This is a genomic window from Pantoea dispersa (assembly GCF_035783935.1).
In the GTDB taxonomy this organism is placed as follows: Bacteria; Pseudomonadota; Gammaproteobacteria; order Enterobacterales; family Enterobacteriaceae; genus Pantoea; species Pantoea dispersa_C.
This window is the reverse complement of the sequence record NZ_JALKOV010000010.1, coordinates 1-15595: the sequence shown is the minus strand read 5'-3', so window position 1 is coordinate 15595 and position 15595 is coordinate 1. Positions and strand designations below refer to the sequence as shown.

Sequence of the window (15595 nt, the reverse complement as noted above, 5' to 3'; positions counted from 1 at the left end):
AGATGCGTTTAAACACTCTGTCTCCGGCCGAAGGGTCTAAACACGCTTCCAAGCGTCTGGGCCGTGGTATCGGTTCTGGCCTCGGTAAAACCGGCGGTCGTGGTCACAAAGGTCAGAAGTCTCGTTCTGGCGGTGGCGTACGTCGTGGTTTCGAGGGTGGTCAGATGCCTCTGTACCGTCGTCTGCCGAAGTTCGGCTTCACCTCGCGCAAATCATTCGTGACTGCAGAAGTGCGTCTGTCTGATCTGGCGAAAGTGGAAGGCGGTATCGTCGACCTGAACACGCTGAAAGCAGCTAACATCATCGGTGTACAGATTGAGTTCGCGAAAGTGATCCTGTCTGGTGAAGTTTCTGCACCTGTTACGATTCGTGGTCTGCGTGTCACCAAAGGTGCTCGTGCTGCAATCGAAGCTGCTGGCGGTAAAATCGAGGAATAAGTAGCAGATGGCAAAGCAACCGGGATTAGATTTTCAAAGTGCCAAAGGTGGCTTTGGTGAACTGAAGCGCAGACTGTTGTTTGTAATCGGTGCACTGATTGTCTTCCGTATTGGCTCTTTTATTCCAATCCCCGGTATCGATGCCACTGTACTTGCCAAACTGCTTGAGCAACAGCGTGGCACCATCATTGAAATGTTCAACATGTTCTCTGGTGGTGCTCTCAGTCGTGCCTCAATCTTCGCGCTGGGTATTATGCCGTATATTTCGGCCTCTATTATTATCCAGCTGCTGACGGTGGTTCATCCCGCGTTGGCCGAGATTAAGAAAGAGGGTGAAGCTGGTCGTCGTAAGATCAGCCAGTACACTCGCTACGGCACACTGGTTCTGGCTATATTCCAGTCGATCGGTATTGCTACCGGTTTGCCGAATATGCCTGGAATGCAGGGCCTGGTATTAAATCCAGGTTTTGCTTTCTACTTTACCGCTGTTGTAAGTCTGGTTACCGGAACCATGTTCCTGATGTGGCTGGGCGAACAGATTACTGAACGAGGTATCGGTAACGGTATTTCGATCATTATCTTCGCGGGTATTGTTGCGGGTTTACCGCCGGCCATTGGCCATACCATCGAGCAAGCGCGGCAAGGCGACCTGCACTTCCTTCTGTTGCTGTTGGTTGCAGTTCTTGTATTTGCAGTGACGTTCTTTGTTATTTTCGTTGAGCGTGGCCAGCGCCGCATTGTGGTCAACTACGCTAAACGTCAGCAAGGTCGTCGTGTATATGCTGCACAGAGCACACATTTACCGTTGAAAGTGAACATGGCGGGCGTAATCCCAGCCATCTTTGCTTCCAGCATTATCCTGTTCCCGGCGACGATAGCATCCTGGTTCGGGGGCGGTACCGGTTGGAACTGGCTGACAACAATTTCGCTGTATTTGCAGCCAGGACAGCCGCTTTATGTGCTACTCTATGCGACTGCAATCATCTTCTTCTGTTTCTTCTACACGGCGTTGGTTTTCAACCCGCGTGAAACAGCAGATAACCTGAAGAAGTCTGGTGCATTCGTACCGGGAATTCGTCCGGGAGAGCAAACGGCGAAGTACATCGATAAAGTAATGACACGTCTGACCTTAATCGGCGCACTGTATATTACTTTTATCTGCCTGATCCCGGAGTTCATGCGTGATGCCATGAAGGTTCCCTTCTACTTTGGCGGCACCTCGCTGCTGATTGTAGTGGTTGTCATCATGGACTTTATGGCTCAAGTGCAAACTCTGATGATGTCCAGTCAGTACGAGTCTGCATTGAAGAAAGCTAACCTGAAAGGCTATGGCCGTTAATTCAGTAGCTTGAGAAGTTACGGAGAGTAAAAATGAAAGTTCGTGCTTCCGTCAAGAAATTATGTCGTAACTGCAAAATCATTCGTCGCGACGGTGTCGTCCGTGTGATCTGCAGCTCCGAGCCTAAGCATAAACAGCGCCAGGGCTGATTAAGTCACATATTTTTCTTGCAAAGTCGGGTTGAGCTGGCTAGATTAGCCAGCCAATCTTTTGTATGTCGATGCGTTTCCATTTGAGTATCCTGAAAACGGGCTTTTCAGCATGGTACGCATTTATTTAATTATAGGAGTGCATAGTGGCCCGTATAGCAGGCATTAACATTCCTGATCAAAAACATACCGTTATCGCATTAACTTCGATCTTCGGTATCGGCAAAACCCGTTCTAAAGCCATCTGTGCTGAAACGGGCATCGCTGAAAATGTTAAGATCAGTGAGCTGTCTGAAGAACAAATTGATCAGCTGCGTGAAGCAGTTGGTAAATTCGTTGTTGAAGGTGATCTGCGCCGTGAAATCACCCTGAGCATCAAGCGTCTGATGGACCTTGGTTGCTACCGTGGTTTACGCCATCGTCGTGGTCTGCCGGTGCGCGGTCAGCGTACTAAGACCAACGCACGTACCCGTAAGGGTCCGCGTAAACCGATCAAGAAATAATCGGGGTGAGTAAATAATGGCAAAGGCACCAGTTCGTGCACGTAAGCGTGTAAGAAAACAAGTCTCAGATGGCGTGGCTCATGTCCATGCGTCTTTTAACAACACCATCGTTACTATTACTGATCGTCAGGGTAACGCACTGGGTTGGGCAACCGCCGGTGGTTCCGGTTTCCGCGGTTCACGTAAATCTACTCCGTTTGCTGCTCAGGTCGCTGCAGAGCGCTGTGCAGAAGCCGTGAAAGATTACGGTATTAAGAACCTGGAAGTTATGGTTAAGGGTCCGGGTCCAGGCCGCGAATCTACTATTCGTGCTCTGAACGCCGCTGGTTTCCGCATCACTAATATTACTGATGTGACTCCGATCCCTCACAACGGTTGTCGTCCGCCGAAAAAACGTCGCGTTTAACGTTCCGTTTTTTAGGTTAGTTGGAGAAAGAAAATGGCAAGATATTTGGGTCCTAAGCTCAAGCTGAGCCGTCGTGAGGGCACCGACTTATTCCTTAAGTCTGGCGTTCGCGCGATTGATTCCAAGTGCAAAATTGAACAAGCCCCTGGTCAGCATGGTGCGCGTAAACCGCGTCTGTCTGATTACGGCGGCCAGTTACGTGAAAAGCAAAAAGTTCGTCGTATCTACGGCGTGCTGGAGCGTCAGTTCCGTAACTACTATAAAGAAGCAGCGCGTCTGAAAGGCAACACCGGTGAAAACCTGTTAGCTCTGCTGGAAGGTCGTCTGGATAACGTAGTTTACCGTATGGGCTTTGGTGCCACTCGTGCAGAAGCACGTCAGCTGGTTAGCCACAAATCTGTAATGGTAAACGGTCGCGTTGTTAACATCGCTTCTTATCAGGTATCTCCGAATGATGTCGTAAGCATCCGTGAGAAAGCCAAAAAGCAATCTCGCGTGAAGGCCGCTCTGGAGCTGGCTGAGCAGCGTGAAAAGCCAACCTGGCTGGAAGTTGATGCGACTAAGATGGAAGGTGTGTTCAAGCGTATTCCTGAGCGTGCCGATCTGTCTGCGGACATTAACGAACACCTGATCGTCGAGCTTTACTCCAAGTAAAGCTTAGTACCAAAGAGAGGACACAATGCAGGGTTCTGTGACAGAGTTTCTAAAACCGCGCCTGGTAGATATCGAGCAAGTGAGTTCGACGCACGCCAAGGTGACCCTTGAGCCGTTAGAGCGTGGCTTTGGCCATACTCTTGGTAACGCACTGCGCCGTATTCTGCTTTCTTCCATGCCGGGTTGCGCGGTGACCGAGGTTGAGATTGATGGCGTGCTGCACGAGTACTCCACCAAAGAGGGCGTACAGGAAGATATCCTGGAAATCCTGCTCAATCTGAAAGGGCTGGCGGTAAGAGTTCAGGGTAAAGATGAAGTCATCCTCACTCTGAATAAATCTGGCATTGGCCCTGTGACTGCAGCCGACATTACCCACGACGGTGATGTCGAAATCGTCAAGCCGCAGCATGTGATCTGCCATCTGACCGATGAAAACGCATCTATTAGCATGCGTATCAAAGTTCAGCGTGGTCGTGGTTATGTGCCGGCTTCTGCCCGAATTCATTCGGAAGAAGATGAGCGCCCAATCGGCCGTCTGTTGGTTGACGCTTGCTACAGCCCTGTAGACCGTATCGCCTACAATGTTGAAGCAGCGCGTGTAGAACAGCGCACCGACCTGGACAAGCTGGTCATCGAAATGGAAACCAACGGCACAATCGATCCTGAAGAGGCGATTCGTCGTGCGGCAACCATCCTGGCAGAACAACTGGAAGCTTTCGTTGACTTACGTGATGTACGTCAGCCGGAAGTCAAAGAAGAGAAACCAGAATTCGATCCGATCCTGCTGCGCCCTGTTGACGATCTGGAATTGACTGTCCGCTCTGCTAACTGCCTTAAGGCAGAAGCTATCCACTACATCGGTGATCTGGTACAGCGTACCGAGGTTGAGCTGCTTAAAACGCCTAACCTGGGTAAAAAATCTCTTACCGAGATTAAAGACGTGCTCGCATCACGTGGTCTGTCTCTGGGCATGCGCCTGGAAAACTGGCCACCGGCAAGCATTGCTGATGAATAACCGGATCGCAGGTTAAGGTTTCACTGAGAAGGATAAGGTCATGCGCCATCGTAAGAGTGGTCGTCAACTGAACCGCAACAGCAGCCATCGTCAGGCTATGTTCCGCAACATGGCTGGTTCTCTGGTTCGTCATGAGATCATTAAGACGACTCTGCCGAAAGCCAAAGAGCTGCGTCGCGTAGTTGAGCCGCTGATTACTCTTGCCAAGACCGACAGCGTAGCTAATCGTCGTCTGGCATTCGCCCGTACTCGTGATAACGAGATCGTGGCAAAACTGTTTAACGAGCTGGGCCCGCGTTTCGCGAGCCGTGCCGGTGGTTACACTCGTATTCTGAAGTGTGGCTTCCGTGCTGGTGACAACGCTCCGATGGCATACATCGAGCTGGTTGATCGTCCAGAAGCTCAAGCAGAAGCTGCTGCAGAGTAATTTGCAGTATCGTAAAAAACCCGCTTCGGCGGGTTTTTTATTGCCCGTCATTTCTTCCCATTTCCCACTCATTCGCTATTCTGTTGGCAGACATGCCTGCAGGAGGTTTCTATGTGGCTTATCGATCAGCTGGCTGAACAGCACATCCGCGCGGCCCAGGAGAAGGGCGAACTTAGCAATTTGCCCGGTGAAGGTGCACCGATCACGCTGGACGATGATAGTGGCGTGCCGGCAGAATTGCGCAGCGCCTGGCGATTGCTGAAAAACGCCGGTTATTTACCCCCGGAACTGGAGATGCGCCGCGACGCGCTGGCGCTAAGCGATTTACTGCGTGAACTCGATCCAGATGATAGCGAGGCGCGCGAGCTGGCCAAACGTTTGACGCTGCTGGAAATGAAGCTGCAGCAGGCCGGCATGAGCACCGATTTTCTGCGCGGTGAATACCGACCGGCGATCGGCCAACGGTTACAGCAGGAGAAATAGTATGTATCGCATTGGTCAGCTGGCGAAACTGGCGGACGTGACGCCGGACACCATCCGCTTTTATGAAAAACAGCAGATGATGGATCATGAAGTCCGCACGGAGGGCGGCTTTCGCCTGTACAGTGATAATGATCTGCAGCGCCTGCGTTTTATCCGTTACGGCCGGCAGCTTGGTTTCAGCCTGGAATCGATCCGCGACCTGCTGTCGATCCGCATCGATCCAGCGCATCACACCTGTGAAGAGTCGAAAGCGATCGTGGCGAAACGACTGGATGAGGTGAACAATATGATCGGCGAACTGCAAACCATGCAGCGCTCGCTGCAACGGCTGGCCGAGACCTGCTGTGGCGATCAACACAGCAGCGCCTGTTGTTCGATCCTCGAAGCGCTGGAAACCGGTGAGGATCCGCATCCCGAAATTTGTTGTAGCAAGGATTGAATTCTGGCGTGCAAGGACTATAGTTGCGCCATCACTAACCGGAGGATGATATGAGTCACTATCAGCATCGAAAAGGCAAAATTAACGATAACGCCCTGGAAGCCCTGTTACACGATCCGCTGTATCGCCAGCGAGTTGAGCGCAATCAGAAGGGGAAAGGCAGCTACCGGCGTAAAGATAAACACACAAAGGGAGCGAATCAGGAGGCCAGCGGTAAGCAACAGTGTTTACCTCTGGCCTTCTGCTTTAGTGACAAAAAAGCCGCCTGAACAGGCGGCTTTTATTCATCACACTTTATTATTTTGTTGCTTAAGCAGGTCGCGAATCTCGGTCAGCAGCACTTCTTCATTAGTCGGTTTAGGCGCTGGTTTTTCCACTTCTTTCTTTTTATACAGTTTATTCATTACTTTGATGGCAATGAAGATAGCAAACGCCACGATGATGAAATCAAATACCGTCTGAATAAAGTTACCGTATTCCATCACCACCGCTGGGATATCGCCTTCTGCTGGCTTGAGTACCCATTTAAACTGCTTAAAGTCGACGCCGCCAATCAGTAAACCGAGCGGTGGCATAATGATGTTCGCAACCAGTGACGATACGATCTTACCGAACGCAGCACCGATGATCACACCGACCGCCAGGTCCACTACGTTGCCGCGCATCGCAAAATCACGAAACTCTTTGAATAAACTCATTGTTATCTCCTTGCCTTGGCCAATGGCTAAAGTCTAACAAACCTTCGTGTAATTGCCATTATAACAATGGATTAAACACCACTCTCACGTCAGCCCAATCACAACCCGTTACAGGAAGAACGGGCTCGGCTGGAACAGACGCTCAACGTCCGGCACAAACTTTTTGTCGGTGAGGAACATGATCACGTGGTCGCCTTGCTCAATACGCACATTATCATTGGCGATGATCACCTCATCACCACGCACCACCGCGCCGATAATTGTGCCCGGCGGCAGTTTGATATCTTCAATCAGGCGCCCGACCACGCGCGAAGTGGTTTCGTCACCGTGAGCGATGGCTTCAATGGCTTCCGCAATACCGCGGCGCAGCGAAGAGACGCCGACGATATCCGCTTTGCGCACGTGTCCAAGCAGCGCCGAAATGGTGGCCTGCTGCGGCGAGATGGCAATGTCGATCACGCTGCCCTGCACCAGATCGACATAGGCGCGGCGCTGGATCAGCACCATCACCTTTTTCGCGCCCATCTTTTTGGCCAGCATCGCTGACATGATATTGGCTTCGTCGTCGTTGGTGACGGCGATAAACAGATCGACCTGATCGACATGCTCTTCGGCCAGCAGCTCCTGATCCGACGCATCGCCATAAAATACAATCGTGTCCTGCAGATGTTCGGCCAGTTCAGCTGCGCGCTGCGGATTCCGCTCGATCAGCTTGACGCTGTACTGCTTCTCCAGCCGCTGCGCCAGGCCAAAACCAATGTTACCGCCGCCGACCAGCATGATGCGCTTATAGGGCTTTTCGAGGCGCTGCATCTCGCTCATCACCGCACGAATGTGCTGACTGGCGGCGATAAAAAACACTTCATCGCCGGCTTCAACGATGGTCGATCCCTGCGGGCGGATCGGACGATCCTGGCGGAAAATCGCAGCCACGCGCGTATCGATGTGCGGCATATGTTCACGCAGGATCGACAGCGGATTGCCCACCAGCGGTCCGCCATAATAGGCTTTGACCACTGCCAGGCTGACTTTGCCCTCGGCAAAATTCACTACCTGCAGTGCGCCTGGATACTGAATCAGACGATAGATGTTGTCGATCACCAGCTGCTCGGGCGAGATCAGATGGTCGATGGGTACGGCTTCCGGCACGAACAGTTTTTCCGCATCGCGCAGATAATCGGCGGCGCGAATACGCGCAATGCGGTTTGGCGTGTTAAACAGCGAGTAGGCAATCTGACAGGCAATCATGTTGGTTTCGTCAGAGCTGGTCACCGCCACCAGCATATCCGCATCTTCGGCGCCGGCTTCACGTAACACGCGCGGATGTGAACCATGGCCCTGCACCACGCGCAGGTCGAACTTATCCTGCAGCACGCGTAAGCGTGAGGGATCGCTATCAACCACGGTGATGTCATTGTTTTCGCCCACCAGGTTTTCGGCGAGCGTGCCGCCCACCTGGCCGGCGCCGAGGATAATAATTTTCATGGATACGTTGCTCTTGTCACTGTGCGCTGCACTATTTTTTCATCAGCTTAGCGTAGAAGAACCCGTCGCCGCCATCGATGGCAGGGAAAACCTGCCAGCCGTTAAGTTGCCCCTGTGGCAGCGCCTGCGGCACCGCATCAGCATGCGTGGCGAGGAAAGCGTCGATCTGCTGCTGGTTCTCCTGTGGCAACACTGAGCAGGTGGCATAAATCAGCGTGCCGCCGGATTTCAGGCGCGGCCAGATGGCGTCCAGGATTTCACGCTGTAGCGCGGCGAGTTCATCGATATCGCGATCGCGGCGCAACCATTTAATATCCGGATGGCGCCGGATAACACCGGTGGCCGAGCAGGGCGCATCCAGCAGGATACGGTCGAACTGCCGGTCGTCGCACCAGGCCGCTGGCGTACGGCCATCGCCCTGACGCACCTCGGCCTGCATACCGAGCCGCTGCAGGTTTTCCGTCACGCGTGACAGACGCTGTGCGTCGATATCCACCGCCAGCACATTAGCCTGCGGCGCGATTTCGAGAATATGGGTAGTTTTACCGCCGGGCGCAGCGCACAGGTCGAGAATGGTTTCGCCGTTTTCCGGTGCCAGCAGCAGAGCGCAACGCTGAGCAGAGAGATCCTGCACTGTCACCCAGCCCTGTTCAAAGCCTGGCAGCTGATTGACCGGCGCTGGCGCTTCCAGACGCAGCGCATCCGGCGCGTCGGCGCTAAACGCGTTTTTGTCCTGCTGGGTCAACAACGCCAGCCAGGCGTCACGGCTGTGATGCTGACGATTCACACGCAGCCACATGGGCGGCCGCTGGTTGTTGGCTTCCACAATCTGCTGCCACTGCTCCGGCCACGCAGTTTGCAGCCGTTTCAGCAGCCAGCCCGGGTGCCAGTAACGCTGCGGTCCCTGATTCACTTCCGTCAGTAGCGCATCCTGCTGACGCTGGAACTGACGCAGTACGCCGTTGAGCAATCCTTTCAGGTTTGCCCGCTTTAAGGCTTCAGCGCCGGCTACGGTTTCTGCCAGCGCGGCGTGCGGCGGAACGCGGGTATACAGCAGCTGGTACAGACCCACCATGATCAGATAGTGCAGCACGCGCTGTTTACCGGTTAACGGGCGCGCCATCAGCTTGTTAATCAGCGCTTCCAGCTGCGGCAGCGTCCGCGTGACGCCAAAACACAGCTCCTGCAGCAGCGCGCCATCGTTGTTTGCCAGCGTTTTTTGCGCAGCGGGCAGAATCGCACTCAGCGATTCTCCTTTATCCACCACGCGTTCAATCAGTTGCGCGGCAAGGCTGCGCAGGTTGGTCGCTTTTTTCATATTCATTCATCAGACAAAAAGCCCGGCGGAGACCGGGCTGGAGAATCAGGCCAGAACGGTACCGGGTGTGAACCATTCACGGCGTGAATTGAGCAGGTCCTGCGCCGTCATGGCTTTTTTGCCGGCAGGCTGCAGTGACAGCAGTTTCAGCACGCCGTCAGCGGTCGCGATCTGGATGCCGTGCTTGTCAGCCTGCAAAATTGTCCCCGGCTGGGCGCTGTGGTGCGGTAACACGCTGGCCTGCCAGACTTTAACCGGCTGATCGTCGATGAGGAAATAACTCACCGGCCACGGATTAAAAGCACGGATGCAGCGTTCCAGCTGGGCGGCAGAGAGCGACCAGTCGAGACGCGCCTCTTCTTTACTGAGCTTTTCGGCATAGGAAACCAGCGCCTCATCCTGCACTTCGGGCTGCGCGCGGCCGGCGGCCAGCAGACTGAGCGTGGTCAGCATACCCTGCGGGCCGAGCTGCGCCAGCTTGTCGTACAGCGAAGCGCTGGTGTCGTCGGCATTAATCGGGCAGGTTATTTTGTGCAGCATATCGCCAGTATCAAGACCCACATCCATCTGCATGATGGTGACACCGGTTTCACTATCGCCGGCCCACAGTGAGCGCTGAATCGGCGCCGCACCGCGCCAGCGCGGCAGCAGGGAGCCGTGCACGTTGATGCAGCCAAGGCGCGGCATCGTCAGCACCGCCTGGGGCAGAATCAGGCCATAAGCGACGACTACCATCACATCGGCCTGCAGCCCGGCGACCAGCTGCTGGTTCTCTTCCGGCTTCAGGGATTTGGGCTGAAACACCGGGATGTCATGCGCCTGCGCCAGCACTTTAACCGGGCCCGGCGTGAGTTTGTTACCACGGCCGGCAGGGCGGTCGGGCTGAGTAAAGACGCCAACCACCTGATGCTCAGAAGCAAGCAGCGCGTCGAGATGACGCGCTGCGAAGTCAGGTGTACCGGCAAAGATGATTTTTAACGGTGCAGACACAGTTTAACCTTCTGTTCGCTCTCAGGATGCGCGTGCATTCTGGCGGGCCAGTTTTTCCAGTTTCTGTTTAATACGCTGACGCTTCAGCGGCGACAGATAATCAATAAACAGCTTACCGTCGAGATGGTCGATCTCATGCTGAATGCAGATCGCCAGCAGACCGTCTGTTTCCAGCTCGAAGCTATTACCGTCGCGATCCAGCGCGCGCACTTTGACCCGCTCGGCGCGCGGTACAAACGCCCGCTGTTCCGGGATCGACAGGCAGCCCTCTTCAATACCGGTTTCGCCACTTTTTTCCAGCAGCTCCGGGTTAATCAGCACCAGGCGCTCTTCGCGGCTTTCAGAAACATCAATCACGATGATGCGCTGGTGAATATCCACCTGCGTCGCCGCCAGACCAATGCCTTCTTCGGCGTACATGGTCTCAAACATATCGTCGACAATACGCTGAACGTCAGCATTCACAGCCGCAACCGGTGCGGCAATTTTGCGAAGGCGATCGTCAGGGAAATGTAATACCTGCAAAACTGACATAAATATCCAGATCTGTATGCGTTAAAGAAAAGATTACTGCCTCATATTGTAGACTTTTTGGGGCCTGATTGACAGCATTGTGCCGCATCAGAGCACGGCTGACAGGGAGCGCAGCATGGAACGCAGTGAAGGGATTATCCGGCTAACCAACGTCTGGGGCTTAAGCGGTGAGCGCGCCCGCCAGTTCATCATGGCGCTTGAGCACGCCAGCCATGTTGATGAGGCGTGGCTGGAGCAGCAAGGGCTGAACGACACGCAGCGACAACAGTTTCTCACCCTCTGCCCACGGCAGCTGGAAAAGACGCAGCGCTGGCTGCAGCAGGCGCAGCATCACCTGATCGCCTGCACCGATGCACATTATCCTGCCCGTTTACGGGAAATCAGCCGCTATCCGGCGGCGCTTTATGTGGCGGGCGACGTCACTGCGCTTGCTGCGCCGCAGCTGGCGGTAGTCGGCAGCCGTCACTGTTCGCCCTATGGCAGAGAGTGGGGCAGCTGGTTTAGCCAGCAGCTGGCGCTGAGCGGGTTGACCATCACCAGCGGGCTGGCGCGCGGCATAGATGGCGTGGCGCATCGTGCCGCGCTGGAAGTGCAGGGCAAAACCCTGGCCGTGCTGGGCAGTGGGCTGAATCATCTTTACCCGAAAAGCCATCAGCCGCTGGCACAGGAGATTATCGCCCGCGGCGGCGCGCTGGTTTCCGAACTGCCGCTGTCGATGGCGCCCCATGCAGTAAATTTCCCGCGGCGTAATCGTATTATCAGCGGCCTGAGTCATGGCGTGCTGGTGGTTGAAGCTTCACTGAAGAGTGGCTCACTGGTGACAGCGCGGTATGCGCTGGAACAAAACCGTAACGTGTATGCGTTGCCGGGCGCGTTGGGTAATCCTGGCTGTGAAGGCACGCACTGGCTGATTCAGCAGGGTGCGCTGCTGGTGGCCCATCCCAACAATATCCTTGAAGATTTGCATTCTGCGCTGCAATGGTTGCCAGCCAGTATCTCAGAAACAATATATTCACAACTCAGTGATGATGTGCCATTGCCATTTCCCAGCGTGTTGGCTAACGTAGGTGATGAGGTTACACCTGTTGACGTCGTCGCTGAACGTGCCGGCCAACCTGTGCCAGTTATCGCAGCGCAATTGCTGGAGCTGGAGTTAGCAGGATGGATCGCAGCTGTACCCGGCGGCTATGTCCGATTGAGGAGGGCATGCCATGTTCGACGTACTTATGTACTTGTTTGAGACGTATATCCACAACGAGGCTGAAATGCGCGTTGATCAGGATAAATTGACCGATGACTTAACCGATGCCGGTTTTCATCGCGAAGATATCTACAATGCGTTGAATTGGCTTGAGCGGTTAGCGGATTATCAGGATGGTCTGGTCGCGCCAGTACTGCTGGCTAACGATCCGCTCTCCATGCGAATCTACACCGAAGAAGAGAGCCAGCGTTTAGATGCCGAGTGTCGTGGTTTTATTCTGTTCCTGGAGCAAATTCAGGTGCTGAATATGGAAACGCGCGAAATGGTCATTGAACGGGTTATGGCGCTTGATACGCTGGAATTCGATCTGGAAGATCTCAAATGGGTGGTGCTGATGGTGCTGTTTAACATCCCCGGGTGTGAAAATGCTTATCAGCAGATGGAAGAACTGTTATTCGACGTCAATGAAGGTATGCTGCATTAATTTGCGATTAATGCATTCGGTAATATGAGTAAACCAGCACTATTTACCGTGCGTAAACACGATCCCTGCCCCGCCTGCGGGGCAGAATTAGTGATACGCGCCGGCAAACACGGGCCTTTTCTCGGCTGTGTGAATTATCCAACCTGCGACTATATTCGCCCGCTGAAAAGCCAGGGTGATGGCCACATCGTCAAAGTGCTGGAAGGCCATGCCTGCCCGCAGTGTGGCGCGGACAAAGTGCTGCGCCAGGGGCGATTCGGCATGTTTGTCGGCTGTAGCCATTACCCGGAATGTGATTACACGGAAACCATCGATAAGCCGGACGAAACCGCGATTGCCTGTCCGCAGTGCGCCAGCGGCAAGCTGGTGCAGCGCCGTTCACGCTATGGCAAAACCTTCCACGCCTGCGATCGTTATCCCGAGTGTCAGTTCGCGATCAATGCCACGCCGCTGGAAGGTATCTGTCCCCATTGCCAGTTCCCATTGTTAATAGAAAAGAAAACCGCACAGGGCATGAAGCGCTTCTGCGCCAGCAAACGCTGCGGCAAGCCCATCGCCCAGGACGAAGAGTGATCATGAACCAGAGCCAGCATGCACCCGGAAGCCTCGACTTCTGCATTGAACAACTTCAGCAACAGCACGTGATTGCTTACCCTACCGAAGCGGTATTTGGCCTTGGCTGCGATCCGGACAGCGAAAGCGCGGTGATGGCCCTGCTGGCACTGAAACAGCGCCCGGTAGAAAAAGGACTGATCCTGATCGCCGCTGATTATGCACAGCTCGAGCCTTATATTGCCGATCGAGAACTAACCGTACTGCAGCGCGAGCGGATGTTTGCCAGCTGGCCGGGTCCGGTCACCTATGTGGTACCTGCTTCGCCGCATACGCCGCGCTGGTTAACCGGCCGCTTCGATTCGCTGGCGATTCGCGTCAGCGATCACCCGCAGGTACAGGCGCTGTGTCGCGGATTTGGCAAGCCGCTGGTCTCAACCAGCGCGAATTTAACCGGTCAGCCGCCGTGCCGCAGCGCCGCCGAAGTGGCAGAGCAGTTTGGCACGTCGTTCCCGGTGTTGCAGGCGGCCACCGGCGGCCGTCTGAATCCTTCTGAAATCCGCGATGCCATCAGCGGTGAACTCATTCGTCAGGGCTAATCATGGAACATTTTGCCGTTTTCGGTCATCCCATCGCCCACAGCAAATCTCCGTTTATCCACGCTGCCTTTGCTGAACAAACCGGTATCGCACATCCCTACGGACGCATCTGCGCACCGCTGGAAGGATTCCCGCAGGCGATCGGGGCGTTTTTTTCGGCCGGTGGCAAAGGCGCCAACGTCACGCTGCCGTTTAAACAGCAGGCATGGGAATTCGCGGATGAGCTCAGCGAACGCGCGGCGTTGTCCGGCGCGGTAAATACCTTAAAGAAGAGAGCGGATGGTTCGATTCTGGGTGATAACACGGACGGCATCGGCCTGCTGAGCGATCTGCTACGGTTGCAGATGATCCGGCCGGGCGATCGTATTCTGCTGGTGGGCGCGGGCGGCGCGGCGCGTGGGGTGATCCTGCCGCTGCTCTCGACGGGCTGCGCGCTGGTGGTGGTAAACCGCACGGCAGAACGGGCGCAACAGCTGGCCGATCTGTTTCAGCACAGTGGGGCGATCCAGGCGATGAACTTTGATCAGCTGGCCGGCGAACATTTTGATCTGATCATCAATGCCACCTCCAGCGGCGTGGCGGGCGACATACCGCCGCTGCCGGCCTCGCTGATTAATGCCCAGATGCGCTGCTACGACATGTTTTACCAGCAGGGGCTGACGCCATTTCTGGCGTGGTGCCAGCAGCACGGCACCCAGCAGCTGGCGGATGGACTTGGTATGCTGGTGGGCCAGGCTGCGCATGCGTTTCAGCTGTGGCATGGTGTCATGCCGGAGATCGCGCCGGTCATCGATCGACTTAAACAGGCGATGCAGGCATGAATCAGGCCATCCAGTTTCCCGATCGGGAAAGCTGGGACGAAGCCCGTCAGGCGGTGCTGTTCCCGGTGTTAGTTAATGGCATGGGACTGACCTGCGCGATTTCGCTGCCCGCGCTGCAGCAGCGCTTTGGTGCCGGAGAGGCGATGGCGCTATTCAGCGCGCATCGCTGGGATCTGGAAGAAGAGGCAGAGCAGCTGCTCCGGGCGGAACAGGACGACGATCAGGGCTGGCTGTGGCTGCCCTGAGCCAGGTATTCATCTTTCCAGCCGACATAATTGCTGGCGGAGTAAAGCAGTCCGCCAATTTCCGCCTCGCTTAGCGGCCGGATCTGCTTCACCGGGCTGCCTAAATAGAGATAGCCGCTTTGCAGGCGTTTACCGGGCGGCACCAGGCTGCCGGCACCAATCATCACATCATCTTCGACTATCACGCCATCCAGCAGGATCGAGCCCATACCCACCAGCACGCGGTTGCCAATGGTACAGCCGTGCAGCATTGCTTTGTGTCCTACCGTTACGTCTTCACCGATAATTAATGGAAAGCCGTCTGGGTTACTGCTGGATTTATGCGTGACGTGCAGCACGCTGCCGTCCTGGATATTGCTGCGTTTACCAATTACCACCTTATTCACGTCACCGCGGATCGCTACCAGCGGCCAGATGCTGACATCATCCGCCAGTGCCACTTCACCAACCACCACGCTGCTGCTGTCTACCATCACGCGCTCGCCGGTGAGGGGAACATGTTGTTTATAAGGGCGCAGGGCTACAGACATGCTATTTCTCCTTTCATTATGTTTTCCGTTAGCCTGCGACTAAGCGCGCGGGTAAACAAGCTGATTTTTGCGCGGATCGCTCGCGATCGCAGCGAAAAGAGTGAAAACTCGCCAGTCGATAAAAAAGATCGAAAAAAGGGGTTGTGCAAAAAATCCGGATCCCTATAATGCGCCACCACTGAGACGGCAAAGCGGCAACGCAGGCGGCTCAGCAGGGCGTGAAGCGATTCACCCCGCCGGAGAAAAACGCTGAAAAAAGTGTTTGACTCTGAAGGAGGAAAGCGTA

At 54.9% G+C, this 15595-nt stretch carries 24 protein-coding genes; 17 read left to right on the top strand and 7 right to left on the bottom strand.

Features of this window, described 5'->3' with window-relative positions; translation table 11 throughout:
- The first annotated feature begins 2 nt into the window (after positions 1 to 2).
- From rplO to MXF20_RS18105, 11 genes are all read left to right on the top strand, one after another.
- Complete coding sequence (gene rplO, locus MXF20_RS18155) at positions 3 to 437, top strand: 50S ribosomal protein L15 (RefSeq protein WP_021508221.1); 435 nt, start codon at positions 3 to 5, stop codon at positions 435 to 437.
- A gap of 7 nt (positions 438 to 444) precedes the next feature.
- Positions 445 to 1776, top strand: coding sequence for a preprotein translocase subunit SecY (gene secY / locus MXF20_RS18150; RefSeq protein ID WP_021508222.1), 1332 nt, complete (start codon positions 445 to 447; stop codon positions 1774 to 1776).
- Between the two features lie 32 nt (positions 1777 to 1808).
- Positions 1809 to 1925, top strand: coding sequence for a 50S ribosomal protein L36 (rpmJ, locus tag MXF20_RS18145; RefSeq protein ID WP_071813610.1), 117 nt, complete (start codon positions 1809 to 1811; stop codon positions 1923 to 1925).
- 146 nt (positions 1926 to 2071) lie between these two features.
- Complete coding sequence (gene rpsM / locus MXF20_RS18140; RefSeq protein WP_021508223.1) at positions 2072 to 2428, top strand: 30S ribosomal protein S13; 357 nt, start codon at positions 2072 to 2074, stop codon at positions 2426 to 2428.
- A 16-nt stretch (positions 2429 to 2444) separates the two neighbouring features.
- Positions 2445 to 2834 (top strand): 30S ribosomal protein S11, encoded by a 390-nt coding sequence (rpsK, locus tag MXF20_RS18135; RefSeq protein WP_004160563.1) that lies wholly within the window; start codon positions 2445 to 2447, stop codon positions 2832 to 2834.
- 33 nt (positions 2835 to 2867) lie between these two features.
- Positions 2868 to 3488 (top strand): 30S ribosomal protein S4, encoded by a 621-nt coding sequence (gene rpsD / locus MXF20_RS18130; RefSeq protein ID WP_325970632.1) that lies wholly within the window; start codon positions 2868 to 2870, stop codon positions 3486 to 3488.
- A gap of 25 nt (positions 3489 to 3513) precedes the next feature.
- Positions 3514 to 4503 (top strand): DNA-directed RNA polymerase subunit alpha, encoded by a 990-nt coding sequence (locus tag MXF20_RS18125; protein ID WP_007891688.1) that lies wholly within the window; start codon positions 3514 to 3516, stop codon positions 4501 to 4503.
- 40 nt (positions 4504 to 4543) lie between these two features.
- Positions 4544 to 4930, top strand: a complete 387-nt coding sequence (gene rplQ / locus MXF20_RS18120; protein ID WP_003850180.1) for a 50S ribosomal protein L17 — start codon at positions 4544 to 4546, stop codon at positions 4928 to 4930.
- Positions 4931 to 5041: 111 nt separating this feature from the next.
- Positions 5042 to 5413, top strand: a complete 372-nt coding sequence (locus tag MXF20_RS18115; RefSeq protein WP_325970631.1) for a DUF1992 domain-containing protein — start codon at positions 5042 to 5044, stop codon at positions 5411 to 5413.
- 1 nt (position 5414) lies between these two features.
- A complete protein-coding gene (gene zntR, locus MXF20_RS18110) occupies positions 5415 to 5852 on the top strand; it encodes a Zn(2+)-responsive transcriptional regulator (RefSeq protein WP_325970630.1) in 438 nt (145 codons plus the stop codon).
- A 50-nt stretch (positions 5853 to 5902) separates the two neighbouring features.
- Entirely contained in the window at positions 5903 to 6121 is a 219-nt protein-coding gene (locus MXF20_RS18105) for a ribosome alternative rescue factor ArfA (RefSeq protein ID WP_315656557.1), read from the top strand.
- Between the two features lie 18 nt (positions 6122 to 6139).
- On the opposite strand, the gene mscL is transcribed toward MXF20_RS18105, so the two are convergent.
- The 5 genes from mscL to def all read right to left on the bottom strand — a co-directional run bounded on the left by mscL (position 6140) and on the right by def (position 10877).
- Positions 6140 to 6550, bottom strand: a complete 411-nt coding sequence (gene mscL / locus MXF20_RS18100; RefSeq protein WP_021508227.1) for a large-conductance mechanosensitive channel protein MscL — start codon at positions 6548 to 6550, stop codon at positions 6140 to 6142.
- Positions 6551 to 6658: 108 nt separating this feature from the next.
- Entirely contained in the window at positions 6659 to 8035 is a 1377-nt protein-coding gene (trkA, locus tag MXF20_RS18095) for a Trk system potassium transporter TrkA (RefSeq protein ID WP_325970629.1), read from the bottom strand.
- 31 nt (positions 8036 to 8066) lie between these two features.
- A complete protein-coding gene (gene rsmB, locus MXF20_RS18090; RefSeq protein ID WP_325970628.1) occupies positions 8067 to 9353 on the bottom strand; it encodes a 16S rRNA (cytosine(967)-C(5))-methyltransferase RsmB in 1287 nt (428 codons plus the stop codon).
- A 45-nt stretch (positions 9354 to 9398) separates the two neighbouring features.
- Positions 9399 to 10343, bottom strand: a complete 945-nt coding sequence (fmt, locus tag MXF20_RS18085) for a methionyl-tRNA formyltransferase (RefSeq protein WP_325970627.1) — start codon at positions 10341 to 10343, stop codon at positions 9399 to 9401.
- Between the two features lie 21 nt (positions 10344 to 10364).
- The gene (gene def, locus MXF20_RS18080) at positions 10365 to 10877 is read right to left on the bottom strand and encodes a peptide deformylase (RefSeq protein WP_021508231.1); all 513 of its coding nucleotides are present in this window, start codon (positions 10875 to 10877) and stop codon (positions 10365 to 10367) included.
- A gap of 115 nt (positions 10878 to 10992) precedes the next feature.
- On the opposite strand from def, the gene dprA reads away from it, so the two are divergent.
- From dprA to MXF20_RS18050, 6 genes are read left to right on the top strand one after another with little or no spacing between them, the layout of a single operon-like run.
- Positions 10993 to 12117, top strand: a complete 1125-nt coding sequence (gene dprA / locus MXF20_RS18075; protein WP_325970626.1) for a DNA-protecting protein DprA — start codon at positions 10993 to 10995, stop codon at positions 12115 to 12117.
- Positions 12089 to 12562 (top strand): DUF494 family protein Smg, encoded by a 474-nt coding sequence (gene smg, locus MXF20_RS18070; protein ID WP_031279836.1) that lies wholly within the window; start codon positions 12089 to 12091, stop codon positions 12560 to 12562. Before dprA ends, smg begins: the two co-directional genes overlap by 29 nt.
- 24 nt (positions 12563 to 12586) lie before the next feature.
- On the top strand, positions 12587 to 13135 hold the full coding sequence (locus tag MXF20_RS18065) for a type I DNA topoisomerase (protein ID WP_325970625.1): 549 nt from the start codon (positions 12587 to 12589) through the stop codon (positions 13133 to 13135).
- A gap of 2 nt (positions 13136 to 13137) precedes the next feature.
- A complete protein-coding gene (tsaC, locus tag MXF20_RS18060) occupies positions 13138 to 13713 on the top strand; it encodes an L-threonylcarbamoyladenylate synthase type 1 TsaC (protein WP_325970624.1) in 576 nt (191 codons plus the stop codon).
- 2 nt (positions 13714 to 13715) lie between these two features.
- On the top strand, positions 13716 to 14534 hold the full coding sequence (gene aroE / locus MXF20_RS18055; RefSeq protein WP_325970623.1) for a shikimate dehydrogenase: 819 nt from the start codon (positions 13716 to 13718) through the stop codon (positions 14532 to 14534).
- Entirely contained in the window at positions 14531 to 14779 is a 249-nt protein-coding gene (locus MXF20_RS18050) for a DUF1488 domain-containing protein (protein ID WP_325970622.1), read from the top strand. The genes aroE and MXF20_RS18050 overlap by 4 nt, the downstream gene beginning before the upstream one ends.
- Here the strand turns inward: MXF20_RS18050 and MXF20_RS18045 are convergent.
- Together MXF20_RS18045 and MXF20_RS18040 are read right to left on the bottom strand one after the other, a co-directional pair.
- Entirely contained in the window at positions 14755 to 15309 is a 555-nt protein-coding gene (locus tag MXF20_RS18045) for a gamma carbonic anhydrase family protein (RefSeq protein WP_325970621.1), read from the bottom strand. The genes MXF20_RS18050 and MXF20_RS18045 overlap by 25 nt on opposite strands.
- Positions 15300 to 15595: hypothetical protein (locus tag MXF20_RS18040; RefSeq protein ID WP_325970620.1), on the bottom strand; the 296-nt coding region annotated here is incomplete at its 5' end. The genes MXF20_RS18045 and MXF20_RS18040, both read right to left, overlap by 10 nt.